This is a genomic window from Sphingomonas horti (assembly GCF_009753715.1).
In the GTDB taxonomy this organism is placed as follows: domain Bacteria; phylum Pseudomonadota; class Alphaproteobacteria; order Sphingomonadales; family Sphingomonadaceae; genus Sphingomonas_B; species Sphingomonas_B horti.
The window spans coordinates 76,612-93,405 of sequence record NZ_WQMS01000006.1 but is presented as its reverse complement, the minus strand read 5'-3'; the positions used below and the strand labels follow the sequence as shown (position 1 = coordinate 93,405).

The 16,794-nt window shown below is 66.8% G+C and carries 19 protein-coding genes; 11 read left to right on the top strand and 8 right to left on the bottom strand.

What is annotated here, in order from left to right; translation table 11 throughout:
• Nucleotides 1-14 precede the first annotated feature (14 nt).
• Nucleotides 15-374 carry a hypothetical protein gene (locus GON01_RS04020; RefSeq protein ID WP_157026090.1) on the bottom strand — a complete coding sequence of 120 codons (360 nt, stop codon included), beginning with the start codon at nt 372-374 and terminating at the stop codon, nt 15-17.
• A gap of 116 nt (nt 375-490) precedes the next feature.
• On the opposite strand from GON01_RS04020, the gene GON01_RS04015 reads away from it, so the two are divergent.
• The 4 genes from GON01_RS04015 (at nt 491) to GON01_RS04000 (ending at nt 3,631) form a co-directional block, all read left to right on the top strand.
• Nucleotides 491-841: a glycine zipper 2TM domain-containing protein gene (locus tag GON01_RS04015; protein ID WP_157026089.1), complete on the top strand. Its 351-nt coding sequence runs from the start codon at nt 491-493 to the stop codon at nt 839-841.
• Between the two features lie 44 nt (nt 842-885).
• On the top strand, nt 886-2,940 hold the full coding sequence (locus GON01_RS04010; protein ID WP_181599882.1) for a S9 family peptidase: 2,055 nt from the start codon (nt 886-888) through the stop codon (nt 2,938-2,940).
• Nucleotides 2,937-3,344 (top strand): acyl-CoA thioesterase, encoded by a 408-nt coding sequence (locus GON01_RS04005; RefSeq protein ID WP_157026087.1) that lies wholly within the window; start codon nt 2,937-2,939, stop codon nt 3,342-3,344. The genes GON01_RS04010 and GON01_RS04005 overlap by 4 nt, the downstream gene beginning before the upstream one ends.
• A gap of 74 nt (nt 3,345-3,418) precedes the next feature.
• Entirely contained in the window at nt 3,419-3,631 is a 213-nt protein-coding gene (locus tag GON01_RS04000) for a hypothetical protein (protein WP_157026086.1), read from the top strand.
• Here GON01_RS04000 and GON01_RS03995 read toward each other — a convergent pair.
• The 5 genes from GON01_RS03995 to petA form a co-directional block, all read right to left on the bottom strand.
• Complete coding sequence (locus GON01_RS03995) at nt 3,628-5,292, bottom strand: GGDEF domain-containing protein (protein ID WP_157026085.1); 1,665 nt, start codon at nt 5,290-5,292, stop codon at nt 3,628-3,630. The two genes, GON01_RS04000 and GON01_RS03995, sit on opposite strands and share 4 nt — an antisense overlap.
• 129 nt (nt 5,293-5,421) lie before the next feature.
• Nucleotides 5,422-5,967, bottom strand: a complete 546-nt coding sequence (locus GON01_RS03990) for an adenine phosphoribosyltransferase (RefSeq protein ID WP_157026084.1) — start codon at nt 5,965-5,967, stop codon at nt 5,422-5,424.
• Between the two features lie 86 nt (nt 5,968-6,053).
• Nucleotides 6,054-6,911 (bottom strand): cytochrome c1, encoded by an 858-nt coding sequence (locus GON01_RS03985; RefSeq protein WP_157026083.1) that lies wholly within the window; start codon nt 6,909-6,911, stop codon nt 6,054-6,056.
• Between the two features lie 12 nt (nt 6,912-6,923).
• Nucleotides 6,924-8,240, bottom strand: coding sequence for a cytochrome b (locus tag GON01_RS03980; RefSeq protein WP_157026082.1), 1,317 nt, complete (start codon nt 8,238-8,240; stop codon nt 6,924-6,926).
• Nucleotides 8,237-8,815, bottom strand: a complete 579-nt coding sequence (gene petA, locus GON01_RS03975; RefSeq protein WP_157026453.1) for a ubiquinol-cytochrome c reductase iron-sulfur subunit — start codon at nt 8,813-8,815, stop codon at nt 8,237-8,239. Before petA ends, GON01_RS03980 begins: the two co-directional genes overlap by 4 nt.
• Nucleotides 8,816-8,996: 181 nt before the next feature.
• On the opposite strand from petA, the gene GON01_RS03970 reads away from it, so the two are divergent.
• The 4 genes from GON01_RS03970 (at nt 8,997) to GON01_RS03955 (ending at nt 13,902) form a co-directional block, all read left to right on the top strand.
• The gene (locus GON01_RS03970; RefSeq protein ID WP_157026081.1) at nt 8,997-9,461 is read left to right on the top strand and encodes a tRNA (cytidine(34)-2'-O)-methyltransferase; all 465 of its coding nucleotides are present in this window, start codon (nt 8,997-8,999) and stop codon (nt 9,459-9,461) included.
• Nucleotides 9,462-9,539: 78 nt separating this feature from the next.
• Nucleotides 9,540-10,379 (top strand): oxygen-dependent coproporphyrinogen oxidase, encoded by an 840-nt coding sequence (gene hemF / locus GON01_RS03965; protein ID WP_157026080.1) that lies wholly within the window; start codon nt 9,540-9,542, stop codon nt 10,377-10,379.
• Between the two features lie 38 nt (nt 10,380-10,417).
• Nucleotides 10,418-12,595: a winged helix-turn-helix domain-containing tetratricopeptide repeat protein gene (locus tag GON01_RS03960; RefSeq protein ID WP_157026079.1), complete on the top strand. Its 2,178-nt coding sequence runs from the start codon at nt 10,418-10,420 to the stop codon at nt 12,593-12,595.
• Between the two features lie 110 nt (nt 12,596-12,705).
• Complete coding sequence (locus GON01_RS03955) at nt 12,706-13,902, top strand: PEPxxWA-CTERM sorting domain-containing protein (RefSeq protein WP_181599880.1); 1,197 nt, start codon at nt 12,706-12,708, stop codon at nt 13,900-13,902.
• 67 nt (nt 13,903-13,969) lie between these two features.
• Here GON01_RS03955 and GON01_RS03950 read toward each other — a convergent pair whose 3' ends face one another.
• Nucleotides 13,970-14,134, bottom strand: coding sequence for a Flp family type IVb pilin (locus tag GON01_RS03950; RefSeq protein ID WP_157026077.1), 165 nt, complete (start codon nt 14,132-14,134; stop codon nt 13,970-13,972).
• 154 nt (nt 14,135-14,288) lie between these two features.
• Between GON01_RS03950 and GON01_RS03945 the strand changes: the two genes are divergently transcribed.
• Entirely contained in the window at nt 14,289-14,873 is a 585-nt protein-coding gene (locus GON01_RS03945; protein WP_181599879.1) for a GNAT family N-acetyltransferase, read from the top strand.
• Here GON01_RS03945 and GON01_RS03940 read toward each other — a convergent pair.
• The gene (locus GON01_RS03940) at nt 14,832-15,590 is read right to left on the bottom strand and encodes a hypothetical protein (RefSeq protein ID WP_157026075.1); all 759 of its coding nucleotides are present in this window, start codon (nt 15,588-15,590) and stop codon (nt 14,832-14,834) included. The genes GON01_RS03945 and GON01_RS03940 overlap by 42 nt on opposite strands.
• Before the next feature lie 62 nt (nt 15,591-15,652).
• Between GON01_RS03940 and lipB the strand changes: the two genes are divergently transcribed.
• On the top strand, nt 15,653-16,315 hold the full coding sequence (gene lipB / locus GON01_RS03935) for a lipoyl(octanoyl) transferase LipB (protein WP_408640895.1): 663 nt from the start codon (nt 15,653-15,655) through the stop codon (nt 16,313-16,315).
• A gap of 90 nt (nt 16,316-16,405) precedes the next feature.
• Nucleotides 16,406-16,696, top strand: coding sequence for a hypothetical protein (locus tag GON01_RS03930; RefSeq protein ID WP_181599878.1), 291 nt, complete (start codon nt 16,406-16,408; stop codon nt 16,694-16,696).
• The last annotated feature ends 98 nt before the right edge of the window (nt 16,697-16,794 follow it).

Sequence of the window (16,794 nt, the reverse complement as noted above, 5' to 3'; positions counted from 1 at the left end):
CTACTGCCCCGATCTCAGTGAGCGGCGAAGAGGCCCGATCGGCGCACGCCCGGGCGGTTGCGCGTGAAAGCCAGCGTCGGATCGATCGGCCCGTCGAACGAGATGCCGATCGCGATCCCGTCTCCCCAGCGGACATGGCCGGCGATGGCGCCGATGCCGGGCAGCTCGATCTCGACTTCGTCATTGGGCCGCGGCGGATAGGCGCATTCGCCTTTCAGGCCGCGCGCGGAGATATTGCGGATCGTCAGCGGCATCCGGTTGCGGCAGCCCGCCCTGCCGATCACCCCGCGCAAGTAAACGGCATAGCGCCGTTCGCGCGTGATGATCTCCCCCGTTTCGGTCGCGATCGTTTCGAATTGCGGACTATTCTCCATCCGAAACGAGTAACGCGGCCATAGTGAAGGCTTGGTAAACGCGGCGTTCACCGCAATGGAAACCGTTTCGCCTGCGGCTCGTTGGCTTTCCCGACGGGGACAACAGGAGAAATGGGATGCGCATGACAATCCTGGCCGCCGCAGCGGCCGCAACCCTGCTCGGCGGCTGTGCCACGACAGGCTATGGCGACCGCGGCTACTATGCCGACCGCTATTATCGCGACAATCCACGCTATACCGAGCGGGTGCTGACCGACAATGACCGGATCTATGTCGGGCGCGACGGACGCTATTACTGCAAGCGCGACGACGGCACGACCGGCCTGATCGTGGGTGGCATCGCCGGCGGCGTGCTCGGCAACATCATCGCGCCGGGCGGCTCCAAGACTCTCGGCACGATCCTCGGCGCCGGCGCCGGCGCGCTGGCCGGGCGCGAGATCGACCGCGGCAACGTTCGCTGCCGCTGAGCAGCTTTCTTCCATCGGGCGCAGGTTCTCGCTACCTGCGCCCGATGATGGAAATTCCTTCGCCGCCGGTCGCGGCGCGCCGCCCCCACAGCACCAGCCACCACGGGATCACGATCGAGGATCCCTATGCCTGGCTGCGCGACGCCGGCTACCCGGACGTCACCGACGCCAATGTCCTTGCCTATCTGAACGCCGAGAATGCCTATTTCGAGGCGGCGATGGCGCCGCACCAGCCGCTGGTCGATGCGCTGTTCCAGGAAATGCGCGGCCGCATCAAGGAAGCCGACGAATCGGTGCCGCAGAAGGACGGCGACTGGCTCTACTGGCGCTCGTTCGACGAGGGCGCGCAGTACCGCAAATGGTGGCGATCGCCGGTCGCGGGCGGGGAGAAGTCGCTGATCCTGGACGAGCCGGCGCTGGCGGAAGGCAAGGAATATTTCCGCCTAGGGGGCATGGACGTGAGCCCCGACGGGCGGCTGCTCGCCTATGCGATCGACGACAATGGCTCGGAGCGGTTCACGATCCGGATCAAGGATCTCGAGAGCGGCGAGCATCTGCCCGAGACGATCGAAGGGACGCTCGGCGCCTTTCTGTTCGCGGGCGACGGCGTGTCGCTGCTCTATGGCCTCGTCAACGAGCATTGGCGGATCGACGTCGCCAAGCTTCACCGGCTCGGCACGCCGGTTGCCGAGGATGTCGAGCTCTACCGCGAGGCGGACGAGGGATTCCAGGTCGGGCTGGGCCTCACCCAGTCGCGCCGCTGGATCGCGATCGGCACCGGCGACCATGTCACCAGCGAGGTGCGGCTGCTGCCTTTCGACGACCCCACCGCCGCGCCGATCCTCGTCGCAGAGCGCAAGCCGGGGCGCGAATATGACGTCGAGGAGCATGACGGCACGCTGTTCATCCGCACCAACGACACGCACACCAATTTCCGCCTGGTGACGGCGCCGGTCGAGCGCCCATCGGAGTGGACCGAGTTGATCGCGCCGTCCGCCGACTTCTACCTGACCGACGTCAGCACCTTCGCCGGCTTCTTCGTCGTCGAGGGGCGCGAGCACGGCCTCGATCGCATCTACCTGCACGACTATGCGGGCGGGCCGGGGAAGCAGATCGACTTTCCCGAAGCCAGCTACTCCGCCGGGCTCGACGACAATCCCGAATATGAGGTGACGACGCTCCGCCTCTCCTATGAATCGATGGTCACGCCCGGCACTGTGCTCGACTACGACGTGGCGTCGGGGGCGCGGACGATCCTGAAGGTGCAGGAAATCCCGTCCGGCTACGACCCCTCACAATATGCGACCGAGCGGCTGGAGATCGCGGTCCGCGACGGCACGAAGGTTCCGGTCTCGATCGTCTATCGGCGCGAGTTCGCGCGGCCGGGACCGCTCTATCTCTACGGCTACGGCGCCTATGGTCTGGCGATCGAGCCGGGCTTCTCCACTTCGCGGCTGTCGCTGCTCGACCGCGGCATGGCGTTCGCGATCGCCCATATCCGCGGCGGCGACGATCTCGGCCAGCAATGGTATCTGGACGGCAAGCTCGAAAAGCGCACCAACACCTTCAACGACTTCGTCGACGTCGCGCGCGGACTGGTTGACCTCGGCTGGACCGAAGCCGGCCGCATCGCCATCGCAGGCGGCTCGGCGGGCGGCGAGCTGATGGGTGCCGCGATCAACGACGCGCCGGAGCTGTGGGGAGCGGTGGCCGCACATGTGCCGTTCGTCGACGTGCTGAACACGATGCTCGACCCGACGCTGCCGCTCACGCCCGGCGAATGGCCCGAATGGGGCAATCCGATCGAGGACAAGGCCGCGTTCGAGCTGATCCACAGCTACAGCCCCTACGAGAATGTCCGCGCCCAGGCCTATCCGCCGCTGCTGGTGACGGCGGGGCTGAACGACCCTCGCGTCACCTATTGGGAGCCGGCGAAATGGGTCGCCAGGCTCCGCGCGACCAAGACCGACGCGAACCTGCTGCTGCTGAAGACCAATATGGGCGCCGGCCATGGCGGCAAGTCCGGCCGGTTCGAGAGCCTCCGCGAGACCGCGGAGGAATTCGCCTTCATCCTGTGGCAGGTGGGGCTGGCAGGATGACTCCGTTCGAGCTGTCGATCACGCCGGCTGCGGACGACATCGACGAGCTCGGCCACGTCAACAATGCGGTGTGGGTGCGCTGGATCCAGGACGTCGCCACCGCGCACTGGCTGGCTGCCGCCGACCCGGCGCATGTCGCAGCCTATATCTGGGTCGTGGTGCGGCACGAGATCGACTATCTGGGCAATGTCGGCGCGGGCGAGACCGTCACCGCCCGCACCTGGGTCGCCGACCCGCCGCGCGGCGCGCGCTTCGACCGCCATGTCGAGTTTGTCGGCAGCGATGGCAAGGCGAAGGTTCGCGCGAAGACAAGCTGGGCCATGATCGACCGTGCGGCGGGCCGCGTGCAGCGCGTACCGGCAGAGGTCGCTGCACGCTTCGTCCGGAACATTTCTCCCAGATAACAACGCCATTCCAAGCCCGTTCAGCGCACGATTCGTAAAGGCTCGCGGCGTTAAAGGGATAGGCGATGGTTCTGATGATCAAGCGTACGCGTCATGGCGCCCGGTGGGACGAGGAGTCCGACGAGGAGCTGCGCCGCCGCTTTGCGGCCGGCGAGCTGCTGCCCGAGGTCGCGCGTGCGATGAACCGGTCGCAGGAAGCGGTGCGCACGCGTGCCAACGTGCTGCATGTCCCGGTCCGTTCCAGCACCCGCCGCCGCTCGAACGGCGGCGCCGGGCCTCAGCCTTAGGCCGCAGCCGCGTACATCAGCGGGCCGTCCGCCAGCATCACCTTGTTCCGGCCTTCGTTCTTCGCGCGGTAGAGCGCGCAGTCGGCGTCGGCCAGGATCGTCTCCACTTCGTCGCTGAAGCCGGCGGCGACGCCGATGCTGACGGTCACGCTGGGCAGCGCCGGTTCGGTGTCGAACGTCACGCCCATGCTGACGCGGATCCGCTCGGCGATGGTGCCGGCGCGCATCAGGTCGTGATTGCGCAGCGCGACGACGAATTCCTCGCCACCATGGCGCGCGACGATGGCGCCCGCGCCTGCCACGCGCGCCACATGCGCCGCGACATGGCGAAGGATCGCATCACCGGTCGCGTGCCCGTGCTGGTCGTTGACGCGCTTGAAATGGTCGATGTCGATGACGAGCAGCGCGATCGGCATCGGCTCGCCATGACCGGCCGCCGCACGGGCGAGCGCCTCGCCGAAGCCGCGGCGGTTGGCGAGGCCGGTGAGCGCGTCGGTCTGCGCCTGGCGCTCCAGCATTACGTGACGCTCGTGCGCACGCTCGTGCTCGATACGTAGGTTGCGGATGCGGCTGGCGACCGGCAGCGACAGGATCAGGCATTCGATCGTTGCCGCGAACATCATCAGCCCGTCCAGCAGCGCGCCGTCGCCGATCAGGCCGAAGGTGCGCGCCGGATACATCAGCGACACCGTCATCGGCGCGGCCCAGGCCAGCGCGATCGCGCTCGCCATCGGCACGCGCACCGCGCATGCCCGCAATACGATGCCGGCGGTCAGCAGGATCGCATGCAGCGCGATCACGTTCGCGCCCATGTAGAGCGCATAGCTCCAGCTTTCCGGAACGATGACGCCAACCACCGCGGCAGCGATCGACGCGAAGGCGCCGCCGGCGGCCCAGCGCCGCAGCCAGACGGGGGTGCTGTTGCCGAGGAATTCGATGACGAAGCCGATACCGGTCGCCGTCGCCGCCGTCATGGAGAAGCCGAGCAGCGCAGAGTTCTGAGCCGCGGTCAGGCTCGGCCACAGGATATGGATGATGCCCGAATAGCTGAGCCCGTAGATCAGCAGCAGCCCGACATGGGCGCAATAGTAGAGCTGGAAGCGGCGGCGCATCGCCACGAACAGGCTCAGGTGGAACAGGATCGTGAGCGCAAGCATGCCGACGCCGATGCCGTACAGCGAGGCCTGGTCGCGCTCGATCGGCACGAAATAGCGCGCCCGCGCGATCTTCGGCGCGCGTACATAGGTGTGGCTGCGGGCATCGGCCAGCCGCACCACGATCCGGCTGATCGGGCGCTCCGGCGACACCAGCATCGACAGGTAATTGCCTGCCGCCCATTCGCGATCGGGCGCGTTCGGGTCGTATCTGTAGTGCTGCGCCGGCCCTTTCGAACCGATCAGCCAGACGTCGACGGCGCTCGACACATGGTTGTCGAGCACCAGCCGCCAGGTCTTGGCGACGGTCAGGTCGGTGGGCATCCGCGGGTAATCGACCCAGATCGTGCCGATATGGTCCTTGGGCGCGCGCCCCTCGCAGCGATCCAGCCGGGGCAGCGCCGCCGGCAATTGCACGCTGGCGTCCGCGGCGATGCGGCAGCCTTCCTCAAGGCGGAGCGGTTCGGCGGCGCGCGACGGCGCGGCCAGAAACAGGAGCAGCAGCAACGCCGTGCATGCGGCGGCCCAGACCGTTCCGCGCCCGTTTCGAAGTGCCCCCGTAATCACACCCACGGCCTAGTCCCGGAATGGCTACGGGAAAGTTAATCCTCGCAGCAAATGCATGGACGTAGCGCGTTAATGGCCCTCAAAGGACATCAGCGACGCCGCTTCGACGCCGGCCTGCTTCAGCAGCGCCGCGCCGCCGAGCTCGGGAAGGTCGATGACGAACAGGGCCGCGGGAACCTCGGCGCCGGCCTGGCGGAGCAGCGAGACGGTCGCGAGCGCGGTGCCGCCGGTGGCGATCAGGTCGTCGACCAGCAGCACGCGGTGGCCCGGCAGGCACGCGCCTTCATGGATTTCGAGGCGGTCGGTGCCGTATTCGAGCGCATAATCGACGCCGATGCGCGGCCCCGGCAGCTTGCCGGGCTTGCGCACGGGCAGCAGCCCGGCACCCAGCGCGCGCGCGACCGGCGCCGAGAAGATGAAGCCGCGCGCCTCGATTCCCGCGATCAGGTCGGCACCATGAGGCCGGGCCATCTCCACCAGCGCATCGACGGCGGCGGCAAAACCGCGGCCATCGATCAGCAGCGTCGTGATGTCGCGGAACTGGATGCCCGGCTTCGGAAAGTCCGGGATGGTCCGGATCAGGGATTTGAGGTCCACACGCCAGCTCCTCGTCATCCCGGCGAAGGCCGGGACCCACCTTCTATGGCCCGCTCGCCTGAAAGGCAGGTGGGTCCCGGGTCAAGCCCGGGATGACGGTACGATCAAGCGTTCGCCAGCTCGCGCTTCTTGCTGGCCCAGATGTTCTGGTACGCCATGTAGGTCAGCACCGAGAAGACGAGCAGGAAGACGAACGCGGCCACGCCGATCGCGTGGCGCCGCTCCAGCTTCGGCTCGGCGGTCCAGGCTAGGAACGCCGACACGTCGGTCGACATCTGGTCGACGGTCGCCTTGGTGCCGTCGGCATAGGTGACCTGCCCGTCGCTGACCAGCGGCGGCGGCATCGCGAGGTTCAGGTTCGGGAAGTAGGGGTTGTAGTGCAGCCCCTCCGGCGTCTTGGTGGCCGGGAACTTCTTCAGGAGCTCCGCCGGCTGGTCGCGATAGCCGGTCAGCAGCGAATGGATATAGGCTGGGCCGTTCTCGCGCGCCTTCGCCATCAGCGACAGGTCGGGCGGCACGGCGTTGTTGTTGGCCGCGCGGGCGGCGACCTCGTTCGCGAACGGGGCCGGGAAGCGGTCGGCCGGCAGCGACTTGCGAGTCGAGGGTTCGCCCGTATCCGGGTTCACCGACGGCTGCTGGATCACCCACTGGTCGGCGATCGCCTTCACTTCGGCCTCGCTGTAGCCGAGGTCACGCAAGTCGCGGAACGCGACGTACTTCAGCGAGTGGCAGGCGGAGCAGACTTCCTTGAACACCTGGAAGCCGCGCTGCAGCTGGGCGCGATCGTACTTGCCGAACGGGCCGTTGCTTTCCAGCGCCAGCGGCTTCGGATGGAGGTGGAACTCCTTCTCGGCCGTCTCCGCGGGCGGGTTGGTGATGTGATTGTAGGCGCCCGTGAAGAAGGCGATCGCAAGGACGAGGCAGAAGCCGAGCCCGACGAAAAATCCGATAATCCGAACCATGGATTAGACCTCTTATTCCGCGGGCTGCGGCTGGGTGCCGGGCAACACGCCGCCTGCCCCGAGCGGCGCCGATTCCTTTTCCTCGCCGTGCAGCACGGATTCGGAAATCGAGTTCGGCAGCGGCTTCGGACGTTCGATCGCGGAGACGATCGGCAGGATGATCAGGAAGTGCGCGAAATAGTACATCGTCGCGATCTGCGAGATCATCAGGTACGGCTCTTCCGCGTGGCTGCCGCCGCAATAGCCGAGCACCAGCACGTCGAGCACCAGCACCCAGAAGAACGGCTTGTACAGCGGGCGGTAGTTGGTCGAGCGCACCGGCGAGCGGTCGATCCAGGTCAGGAAGAACAGCAGCAGGATCGCGCTGAACATCGCCAGCACGCCCCAGAGCTTGGCCGGCAGGATGAAGTCCACCGTGAACGCGCGCAGCATCGCGTAGAAGGGCCAGAAATACCATTCCGGCACGATCAGCGCGGGCGTCGAGAGCGGGTTCGCCTCGATATAATTGTCCGGGTGGCCCAGATAATTCGGCGCGAAGAACACCATCACGACGTAGAGCAGCAGGAAGATGCCGACCCCGAAGCCGTCCTTGGCGGTGAAATAGGGGTGGAACGGCACCGTATCCTGCGGGCTCTTCACCTCGACGCCGGTCGGGTTCGACGAGCCCGGGATGTGCAGCGCCCAGATCTTCAGGATCACCACGCCCGCGATCACGAACGGCAGCAGATAGTGGAGCGAGAAGAAGCGGTTCAGCGCCGCATTGTCCGGCGCATAGCCGCCGAGCAGCCACACCTGGATCGATTCGCCGACCACCGGGATCGCGCCGAACAGGCTGGTGATCACCTTGGCGCCCCAGAAGCTCATCTGCCCCCAGGGAAGCACATAGCCCATGAAGGCGGTGGCCATCATCAGCAGGAAGATGACGATGCCGAGCAGCCACACCATCTCGCGCGGCGCCTTGTACGATCCGTAATAGAGGCCGCGGAAGATGTGGATATAGACGACGATGAAGAAGAAGCTGGCGCCGTTGGCGTGCATGTAGCGCAGCATCCAGCCCCAGTTCACGTCGCGCATGATGTGCTCGATCGAGCCGAACGCGACCGCCTGGTTGGCGGCATAGTGCATCGCCAGGATCACGCCGGTCAGGATCTGCAGCACCAGCGCAAGGCCGGCGAGCACGCCGAAATTCCAGAAGTAATTCAGGTTGCGCGGCACCGGATAGCCGCCGCCGATCGCATTATAGACGAGCCGCGGCAGCGGCAGCCGCTCGTCCATGTAGCGCATGAACGGGTGCTTGGGTTCGTAATGCTGGGCCCAGGGAAAGCTCATGCCTTCGCTCCGACTTCGATCTTGGTATCCGACCGGAAGACATAGTCCGGCACTTCGAGATTCTTGGGCGCCGGCCCCTGCCGGATGCGCGCCGCCGTGTCATAGGCCGAGCCGTGGCACGGGCAGAAATAGCCGCCGAACGGCCCCTTGTTCTCGCCTTCGCCCGCGCCCAGCGGAACGCAGCCGAGATGGGTGCACACACCCATCGTGATCAGCCACTGCTGCTTGCCTGGCTTGGTACGGTCAGCGAGCGACTGCGGATCGCGCAGGCTGGAGGTCGGCACCGCGTTCGCCTCGGCGATTTCCTTGGGCGTCAGCTGACGCACGAACAGCGGCTGCTTGCGGAAGATCGTCTTGACGGCCTGGCCGGGCTGGATCGCCGACAGGTCGACCTCGGTGGTCGCCCCGGCAAGCACGTCGGCCGACGGCGCCATCTGGCTGATCACCGGGACCACGACGGCGGCCGCGCCGACCCCCGCGAAACTCACGGCCGCGATGTTGATGAAGTCGCGGCGGCGGTGGCCCTGTTCCTCGGCCAGCGCTTCCTCGCGTTGCTGATGCTCGACTGTGGCCATCATCTGCCTTGTCTGAAATCCCCGATAAGACCGACGCGAGCGCTACGATCCGGGCGTTCCCCCACCCTTTGGCCGGCAATGCTCGCGCAACCGCGACGGACATGTCCGGCACGGCTGGCGCGCTGATAGCGCCGATTGCGGCAGTTGCAAATAATCTGTTTGGGCGCTTGAGGTTCGCGCGATGCGTCTTGCCCTCTATCAGCCCGATATTCCCGGCAATGTCGGCGCGATCCTGCGCAGCTGCGCCTGCTTCGACGTTCCGGTGGATCTGATCGAGCCGCTGGGCTTTCCGTGGGACGACAAGCGGGTGCGGCGCGCCGGCATGGATTATTTCGACCATGTCTCGATCACGCGCCACGCCGACTGGGAGGCGTTCCGCGCCGCGACGCCGGGACGGGTGGTGCTCCTCACCTCTCGAGGAAGCGTGCCGCTGACAGAGGCCGCGTTCGAACCCGGCGACGTGATCCTGATGGGCAGCGAGAGCGCCGGCGCCCCGCCGCACGTGCACGAAGCCGCCGGGCTGCGCGTCCGCATCCCGATGGCGCCGCATCTCAGATCGCTGAACGTCTCTGTCGCGGCGGCGGTGACGTTGTTCGAGGCGCTAAGGCAGACGGGCGGCCTTCCAGGATCGTCACACCGGGCTTGACCCGGGGCCCACCTTCCTTTCACGGCGACCACGAAGAAGGTGGGTCCCTGGTCGAGCCCGGGATGACGAGGAACAGCTTTGCAACTGGATCAACAGCAAACCGCCGCCCGCGCCTGGTTCGAGGCCTTGCGCGACCGAATCTGCGCCGCGTTCGAGGCGATCGAGCGCGACGCAGGATCGGCCGCGCGTTTTGGATACACGCCCTGGGACCGCATGGACCCGGATGGCACGCCGGGCGGCGGCGGCGTGCGCGGCGTGATGAAGGGCAAGGTGTTCGAAAAGGTCGGCGTCAACGTCTCGACCGTCGGCGGCCGTTTCGAGGGCGAGTTCGCCAAATCGATCCACGGCGCCGGCGACGATCCGCGCTTCTTCGCGACCGGCATCAGCCTGGTCGCGCACATGGCGAACCCGCACGTGCCGGCCGTACACATGAACACCCGCTTCCTGCGCACGACGAAGCAATGGTTCGGGGGCGGCGCCGACCTCAATCCACCGCTGCCGCGCGACGAGGACACGGCGGACTTCCACGCCCGGCTGAAGGCCGCCTGCGATGCGCACGCGCCCGACTATTACCCGCGCTTCAAGCAATGGGCGGACGACTATTTCTTCATCCCCCATCGCGGCGTCCACCGCGGCGTCGGCGGCATTTTCTACGATCACCTGGAAGGCGATTTCGACGCGAACTTCGCCTTCACCCGCGACGTGGGCGAGGCGTTCCTGGACATCTATCCGCGAATCGTCCGCCGCCGAATGCACGAGCCCTGGACCGAGGAGGACCGCCGCGCCCAGCTCGCCTGGCGCGGCCGTTATGCCGAGTTCAACCTGGTCTATGACCGCGGCACTTTGTTCGGGCTCAAGACCGGCGGGAACATCGACGCCATCCTGATGAGCCTGCCCCCCGTCGCGATCTGGGAGTAAGGCCGCTTTTGCGCTAATATGCCCTTTGGGAACGGGACATGCGGGCATCGCGGGGCGCCTACATTTTCGGACGATTCACGCTGGAGCCGAGGCGCCAGCTGCTCGACTCGGGTCGGCCCGTCCAGATCGGCGGCAAGGCGCTCGACATCCTGTCCGTTCTCGCAGAAGCCAAAGGCGATCTCGTCACCAAGGACGAGCTGATGGCCGCGGTGTGGCCCGGCATCGTGGTCGAGGAAAACGCCATCCAGGTCCATATCTCCGCCGCGCGCAAGGCGCTGGCGGAACATGCCGACCGGCTCGTGACGGTGCGCGGCAAGGGCTATCGTTTTGAGGCGCGCGCGGCAGCGACGGCGGCTGCCGGCCACTCTGGGCAAGCCATCGCGCGGGAACGCGGGCCGATGCTGGCGGTCTTCCTGCTGCTCCTCGCTATTGTTGGCCTCGGGTTGCTGGCAGGCACATCCGGTCGCGATCGGAAGGCGATCGCGGTGCTGCCGTTCGGTGAAGCCGGGAACGAAGCGAAGGGGCTGGGCGCCGGCTTGAGCGATGCCCTGGCGACCAGGCTCGCGGCAGACTCTCGCCTCAGGATCAGCGGACGAGCGTCCACTTCTTCGGTGCAGGCTCGCATGCACGATCCGCAAGCGATCGGCCGGACCCTGGGCGTTGCGCATCTGGTGCTAGGCAATGTCGCTGCTTCGGGAGAGCACACCCGGATCGACGTGCAGTTGGTCGATGCCCGCACCGGTCTGACGGTCTGGTCGCAGCGCTTCGATGCCGCGAGGCAGAACATTCCGGCCGTGCAGCAGGACATTGCCACATCGGTCGAAAGCGCATTGGGGCTCATCCTAGGGAGCGCGTCGGCCAAGCCACGCCATGCACCTTGGAATAATGGCATTGCCTACACGCTGTACCTTCAGGCGAAAGGGCTCAATCACCGGCGAACGGCCAGCGACTATTTCGCGGCCGAGATGCTGCTCCGCCAGGCGCTCAGGGTCGACCCGGATTTTGCACCTGCATGGGCCGAGCTGGCGATCACGCGGCGGGCGATCGGGTTCCGCGACGGATCGGAATCGCGCGTACGCGAGGAAGCGGAGCAGGATGCCCGCCGCGCCCTCCTGATCGCGCCCGATCTGGCTGAGGCGCACGCGGCGCTTGTGTTTGCGACTGATTCCTCGGTGCCCGACGCGGCGGCGCACCTTCGAACGGCAATTCGGCTCGATCCGCACAACGCCGAAACCTGGCTGTGGCTCGGCAATGTCGCGCTCAATCGCGAGGGACGCTTCGCAGACGCGCTGACCGCCTGGCGGCACGCTGCGGCGCTCGATCCATTCTGGTCGCCGGCCGTATCAAACGCAACCGACCTCGCCGCCAGCCTGGGACGTTGGTCGGAAGCCGAGTCCTACGTCGCGCGAGTGAGGCGAAGCGGAATCGACCCGGTGCTGCAGGCACGCGCCGAAGGGCGGATCCTGATGCAACGCGGCGCGTTCGCAGCCGCAGCCAGGCTGGCATTGTCGGTGCGCGCCGTCGCGCCGGCCAGGCAGACCGAACGCATCAACTGGATGCTGGCTCAAGCGCTCTATGCGCTTGGCTACCGAGAGCAAGCGGCGCGTCTTTGGAGTCCGGCCTACCCGCCGCTGCTTCTGGGTGTCGGCGCGATCGACCTGCCGGCGGAGCTGATCGGAGCGCGCGCCGATCCGCATGCCTTCTGGGTGGATTCCGGCAAGGCTCCCGCACTGCTACGGCTGGCCTTGCGCCATAATCGATGTGATGAGGTCGCCGGCCTGTACGAGGCGGCCTTCCCGAATGCCGACATGTTCTGGCGCGCGGCCCAAGGTTGGAGCCAGCGGATCAATCTGGGCACGCTGGTCATGATGTGCCTGGACCGCGCGGGCCGGCCACGCGAGGCGGCGGCGATGCGCGCCTTCATCGAGGCAGCGGTCGAACGGACCTTCAGCCAGGCCCCGGCGCCGACTCACGCTCTGGTCCGCTCGGCGTTCTTTTTCGCGGCGGACGGCGACACCCGCCGCGCGCTTGCCTTGCTGAAACAAGGCGTCGACCGCGGATGGGCACCGCAGGAGCCGGGAGACGCCGCCGACCTGGCCGACGAACCCGCCCTCGCAACCTTGCACGGGCAGCCCTCCTTCGATGCCCTACGCGCGCGCGTCCGGGCTCACGTCGCTGCGGAACGCGCGCGCCTGGGCCGGCTCCCCACGATCTGACGCACGGCTTCAGAAAAACTTCAGCGTTTCGCCAAGGACTCCGCGTCGGCTTCACGCCGATCATCTTCGCCCGGGTCCGGCCAACTCCGGACGGCAGAGGGGTGAAAAGAATGTTCCAGCACCTGCATCGCGCTTCGGCGCTGACCTTCGCGCTGACGCTTGCCGCACCAGCGGGCGCCGCCGTCAAATATAACGTGACTGAACTCAAGCCGCTGCCCGGCTTCGCGCGCGGCGCGGTGGGCGACGAAAGCTATGGCATCAACGATTCGGGCCAGAGCGTCGGGCGCATGCGCAACGCGGATTCGCTGAATGGCGCGCGGGCGGTGGTCTGGGACCGCAACGGCAACGTGACCCAGCTCGCCACGCCGGGCGGCGCCTGGATGAGCAAGGCGGACGGCATCAACAACAGCGGCGTGATTTCGGGCGATATTGGCGTCGGCGAAGCGGGCAATTTCGATACGCGCCGGGCGGTCCGCTGGACCAGTCCCGGCAACTACCAATTCCTGCTGCCGGATGTCGGCCGCTTCTCGACCGGCGACGTGATCAACGACAATGGCTGGATCGGCGGCATCGAGTATCTGGGCGCGTATGACGATATGTCCTGGCGCGCTTATGTCTGGTCGCCGGACGGAACCATCCGCTGGGTCGACCCCAATTTGTCGAACGGACGCATCGAATGGTTCGGCGCCAACAGCTCGAACGTCTTTTCGGGCACGCAGGCGGTGATCGGGGACGATGAAGGCACCAGCTTCGCCGCGGTGGTGTGGAGCGAAGGGACGGGCCCCGTCGCGCTTCCGACACGGGCGGGCATGATCGCGACCAGTGGCGGCGACATCAACGATGGCGGGATCGTCATCGGCGCCGATTGGGACGGCAATATCACCGACACGGGCCTGTGGTGGGATGCCGCCCATAATCTCCACACGCTGGGCTTCGTCCCGGGTACGACCGGCTCCGGCCCGAACGCGATCAACAATGTCAATCAGGTCGTGGGATGGTCCGCGGACGAAAATGTCTGCGATCCCTTCGGCGACTTCAGCTGCCGGCGCGCCGCGATCTGGGACCTGAGTGGCGGTGCCACGGACCTGAACGACCTGATCGACCCTGGCCTTGGCTACACCCTGTTGTTCGCGAACGGCATCAACGATCTCGGCGAAATCTATGGCGAGGCGGCCGACGCGACCGGGCGCCGTTTCATGTTCCTGGCGCGGCCGGTGCCGGAGCCCGCGACTTGGGCCATGATGGTGCTGGGCTTTGCATGTCTCGGCACGGCGACGCGCCACCGCCGGCGCGCGGCGGCCGCCTGAGCGACCAAACGAAAACGGGCGGCGAGTCGCCTCGCCGCCCGTCGTTCGTTGGCAGTAAGCTTTGGGCTTACTGGACCATGCTGCCGGCGACGTTGTTGAACGTCTTGCCGACCTTTGAACCCAGGTTCGACATGGCGGTGATGGCGGCAACGGCGATCAGCGCGGCGATCAGGCCGTACTCGATCGCGGTCGCGCCCTTGTTGTTGCGAATGATCTTGCGGACGAACTGCATTGGGAATCTCCTTACGAAACGCTCTAACTCAACCTGCTCCGGCCGGTGTTCAGCCGTCTCCCGCGTACGCCCGCGACGGTTGAAGGAGTCTTAAACGCGGTCAGCGATTATACTTAACGGTGCGCTCAGCATGGTGGCACGCTATCAACCCGCCGTGTCCCTCGCCCCGATTCCGCCCGATCAGGTCGCGACGATCGTCACGTCGCTGGAAATGCGCGCGCGCCCGACGCGGCGGCCGATGCCGATGTCGGATCTGCGCCTGATCCGATGGCGCCGCCCCGACCTGGACAAATACCGCGCGCTGTTCCGCCGCGTCGGTGCGCCCTGGCTATGGTTCTCGCGCCTGGTGATGCCCGACGCCGAGGTACGGCGAATCATCGGGGACGATCGCGTCCATGTCTTCGCCGTCGAGGACAGGGCCGGGATCGAGGTCGGCATGCTCGAGCTCGATTTCCGCGAAGCGGGACAGTGCGAGCTCGCCTATTTCGCGCTGGTGCCGGAGCTGGCGGGCCGCGGCCATGGCCGCTGGCTGATGACGCAGGCACTGGCGCTGGCCTGGGCACCGGGCGTGGAGCGGGTCTGGGTGCACACCTGCACGCTCGACCATCCGTCGGCGCTCAATTTCTATCGCGCGCAGGGATTCATGCCGTTCGCGCGCGCGGTCGAGACTTTCCCCGACCCGCGCCTGACCGGCCATCTACCGCGCGACGCCGCGCCGCACATTCCCCTGTTCGCCTAGCTGTCGCCACGCGGCGACGCCGACCAGCACCAGCAGCAGCGACACGCCGGCCCCGCACACCGCGTCCACGAACGCGGTCAGGAACCGGTCGAGGCCGGTGCCGCCAGCAAGCGCGCCGAGCACGCCGACCACCGATCCGATCGCGGCCGTCAGGATCACGCCCGCGACATAGATGATCGCGGCCATCAGGAAGATGCGCCAGCCATTGCCGCGGCTCGCCTCGAACCCGGCCCGCAGTCCCGCGACGGGATCGCGGGCGCGGCGCGCGACGAACCCGGCTTCCGCGAGGAAGGTCCGGCCGAAGATATAGAAGGCCGGCACGACCAGCAGGAAGCTGCCGCCCAGCAGCATCAGGCCGATCAGTACGTCCATGATCACGAACATCGCCAGCAGCTTCGCGCCGGCCGCCAGCGCCTCCCCGACCGTGGGCCGGCCCGGATCGAGCAGCAGGATCAGCATCGCCAGCCGGCCCAGCGCCGCCAGCACCGCGACCAGCGCGATCCAGACGAAGTTCGCCTCGGTCCAGGCGGCGATCTCCGCCATCCAGGTCTCGCCCCGCCCGCTCGGCACGAACGGGCGCAGCGCGTTCAGCAGCAACGCGGGCAGCATGATGAAGAAGCCGGTCAGCGTCAGCAGGATTTCGCGCTGCCCTTTCAGCAATGCCATCGCATCGCTCCAGGCGCGGCCGGCGTCGAACGGAGAGACTTTGTCCTGCATCGCGCGCGCTTATAGCGGCAGATCGGCTTGAAGCGAGGGGCGTCAGCCCCGATAGCGCGGCAATGATGATCGACGATGTCGAATGGCGCGTGTCGCCGGGCCTCACCGGCTATGAGGCGGCGGTCGCCGACATGGAGGCGCGGGCCGACGCGATCCGGGCTGGAACGGCGCACGAGCGGATCTGGCTGCTCCAGCACGCCCCGCTCTACACCGCCGGCACCAGCGCCGACTCGTCCGAGCTGATCGACCCGCGCTTTCCGGTCCACAAGACCGGGCGCGGCGGCCGCTATACCTATCACGGCCCCGGCCAGCGCGTGGGCTATGTCCAGCTGGACCTGGACGCGCGCGGCCGCGACGTCCGCTGCTACGTCCATGCGCTGGAACAATGGGTGATCGGCGCCCTCGCGGCGCTCGGAGTCGCGGCGCGCGCAGTGGAAGGGCGCGTCGGTATCTGGGTTGACACGCCCGGCGGGGAAGCGAAGATCGGCGCGATCGGCGTGCGCGTGCGGCGCTGGGTCACGTTGCACGGCTTTTCGGTGAACGTCGATCCGGACCTGGATCACTTCGCCGGCATAGTGCCTTGTGGTTTGAGCGAATTCCCGGTCGCAAGCCTGGCCTCGATCGGGAACAATGCGTCGCTTGACGCGCTGGACAGCGCGCTCCGGGCGACGTTCCCCGGGTTCCTCGCCGCGCTCGCCAAGGCGTGCGGAAAGAAGAACTCTTGAGGGGTGAAGCTTTTGTGTCTAAGAACGGGGCTGATTTGGCTAACGGAGGGCCACCGAGCCGGCCAAATCGCTAATATAAGGGAGTTTCGAATGCGTGACCTTCTCACGAAAGTTCTGACCGGCTCGATGATCGCCGGAGCTGCGCTGATGGTTTCGGCTTGCGGCAGCAAGGAAGAAGCCAACAACATGGAAACGGCGAACGTCACCGAGATGAATGCCACCGACATGAACACGACGACGGACAACATGACTGCCGTCGACGCCGCCAACGGCACCGGCAATATGGCCGGCGACATGAACGCCATGAATGCCACCGGCAACATGGCGGGCAACAACATGTCCGACAACATGGCGGGCAACAACATGTCGAACGGCAACTAAGTTCGGCAAAGTCTGATCGGAAGGGGCCGCCCGGGCGACCGGGCGGCCCCTTCTTCTTTGGCGATAGGACGGGCCATCAGCGCGGCGACTTGCGGTGA

Excerpts from the sequence above, each read along its gene's own strand:
- GON01_RS03980 (WP_157026082.1), bottom strand. The coding sequence starts at position 8,240 with ATGAGCTTTCCCTGGGCCCAGCATTACGAACCCAAGCACCCGTTCATG.
- lipB (WP_408640895.1), top strand. The coding sequence starts at position 15,653 with ATGATGATCGACGATGTCGAATGGCGCGTGTCGCCGGGCCTCACCGGC.
- GON01_RS04000 (WP_157026086.1), top strand. The coding sequence starts at position 3,419 with ATGATCAAGCGTACGCGTCATGGCGCCCGGTGGGACGAGGAGTCCGAC.
- GON01_RS03940 (WP_157026075.1), bottom strand. The coding sequence starts at position 15,590 with ATGCAGGACAAAGTCTCTCCGTTCGACGCCGGCCGCGCCTGGAGCGAT.
- GON01_RS04015 (WP_157026089.1), top strand. The coding sequence starts at position 491 with ATGCGCATGACAATCCTGGCCGCCGCAGCGGCCGCAACCCTGCTCGGC.
- GON01_RS04005 (WP_157026087.1), top strand. The coding sequence starts at position 2,937 with ATGACTCCGTTCGAGCTGTCGATCACGCCGGCTGCGGACGACATCGAC.
- petA (WP_157026453.1), bottom strand. The coding sequence starts at position 8,815 with ATGGCCACAGTCGAGCATCAGCAACGCGAGGAAGCGCTGGCCGAGGAA.
- GON01_RS03960 (WP_157026079.1), top strand. The coding sequence starts at position 10,418 with ATGCGGGCATCGCGGGGCGCCTACATTTTCGGACGATTCACGCTGGAG.
- GON01_RS03930 (WP_181599878.1), top strand. The coding sequence starts at position 16,406 with ATGCGTGACCTTCTCACGAAAGTTCTGACCGGCTCGATGATCGCCGGA.
- GON01_RS03955 (WP_181599880.1), top strand. The coding sequence starts at position 12,706 with ATGTTCCAGCACCTGCATCGCGCTTCGGCGCTGACCTTCGCGCTGACG.
- GON01_RS04010 (WP_181599882.1), top strand. The coding sequence starts at position 886 with ATGATGGAAATTCCTTCGCCGCCGGTCGCGGCGCGCCGCCCCCACAGC.
- GON01_RS03950 (WP_157026077.1), bottom strand. The coding sequence starts at position 14,134 with ATGCAGTTCGTCCGCAAGATCATTCGCAACAACAAGGGCGCGACCGCG.
- GON01_RS03970 (WP_157026081.1), top strand. The coding sequence starts at position 8,997 with ATGCGTCTTGCCCTCTATCAGCCCGATATTCCCGGCAATGTCGGCGCG.
- GON01_RS03990 (WP_157026084.1), bottom strand. The coding sequence starts at position 5,967 with ATGACGAGGAGCTGGCGTGTGGACCTCAAATCCCTGATCCGGACCATC.
- GON01_RS03985 (WP_157026083.1), bottom strand. The coding sequence starts at position 6,911 with ATGGTTCGGATTATCGGATTTTTCGTCGGGCTCGGCTTCTGCCTCGTC.
- GON01_RS04020 (WP_157026090.1), bottom strand. The coding sequence starts at position 374 with ATGGAGAATAGTCCGCAATTCGAAACGATCGCGACCGAAACGGGGGAG.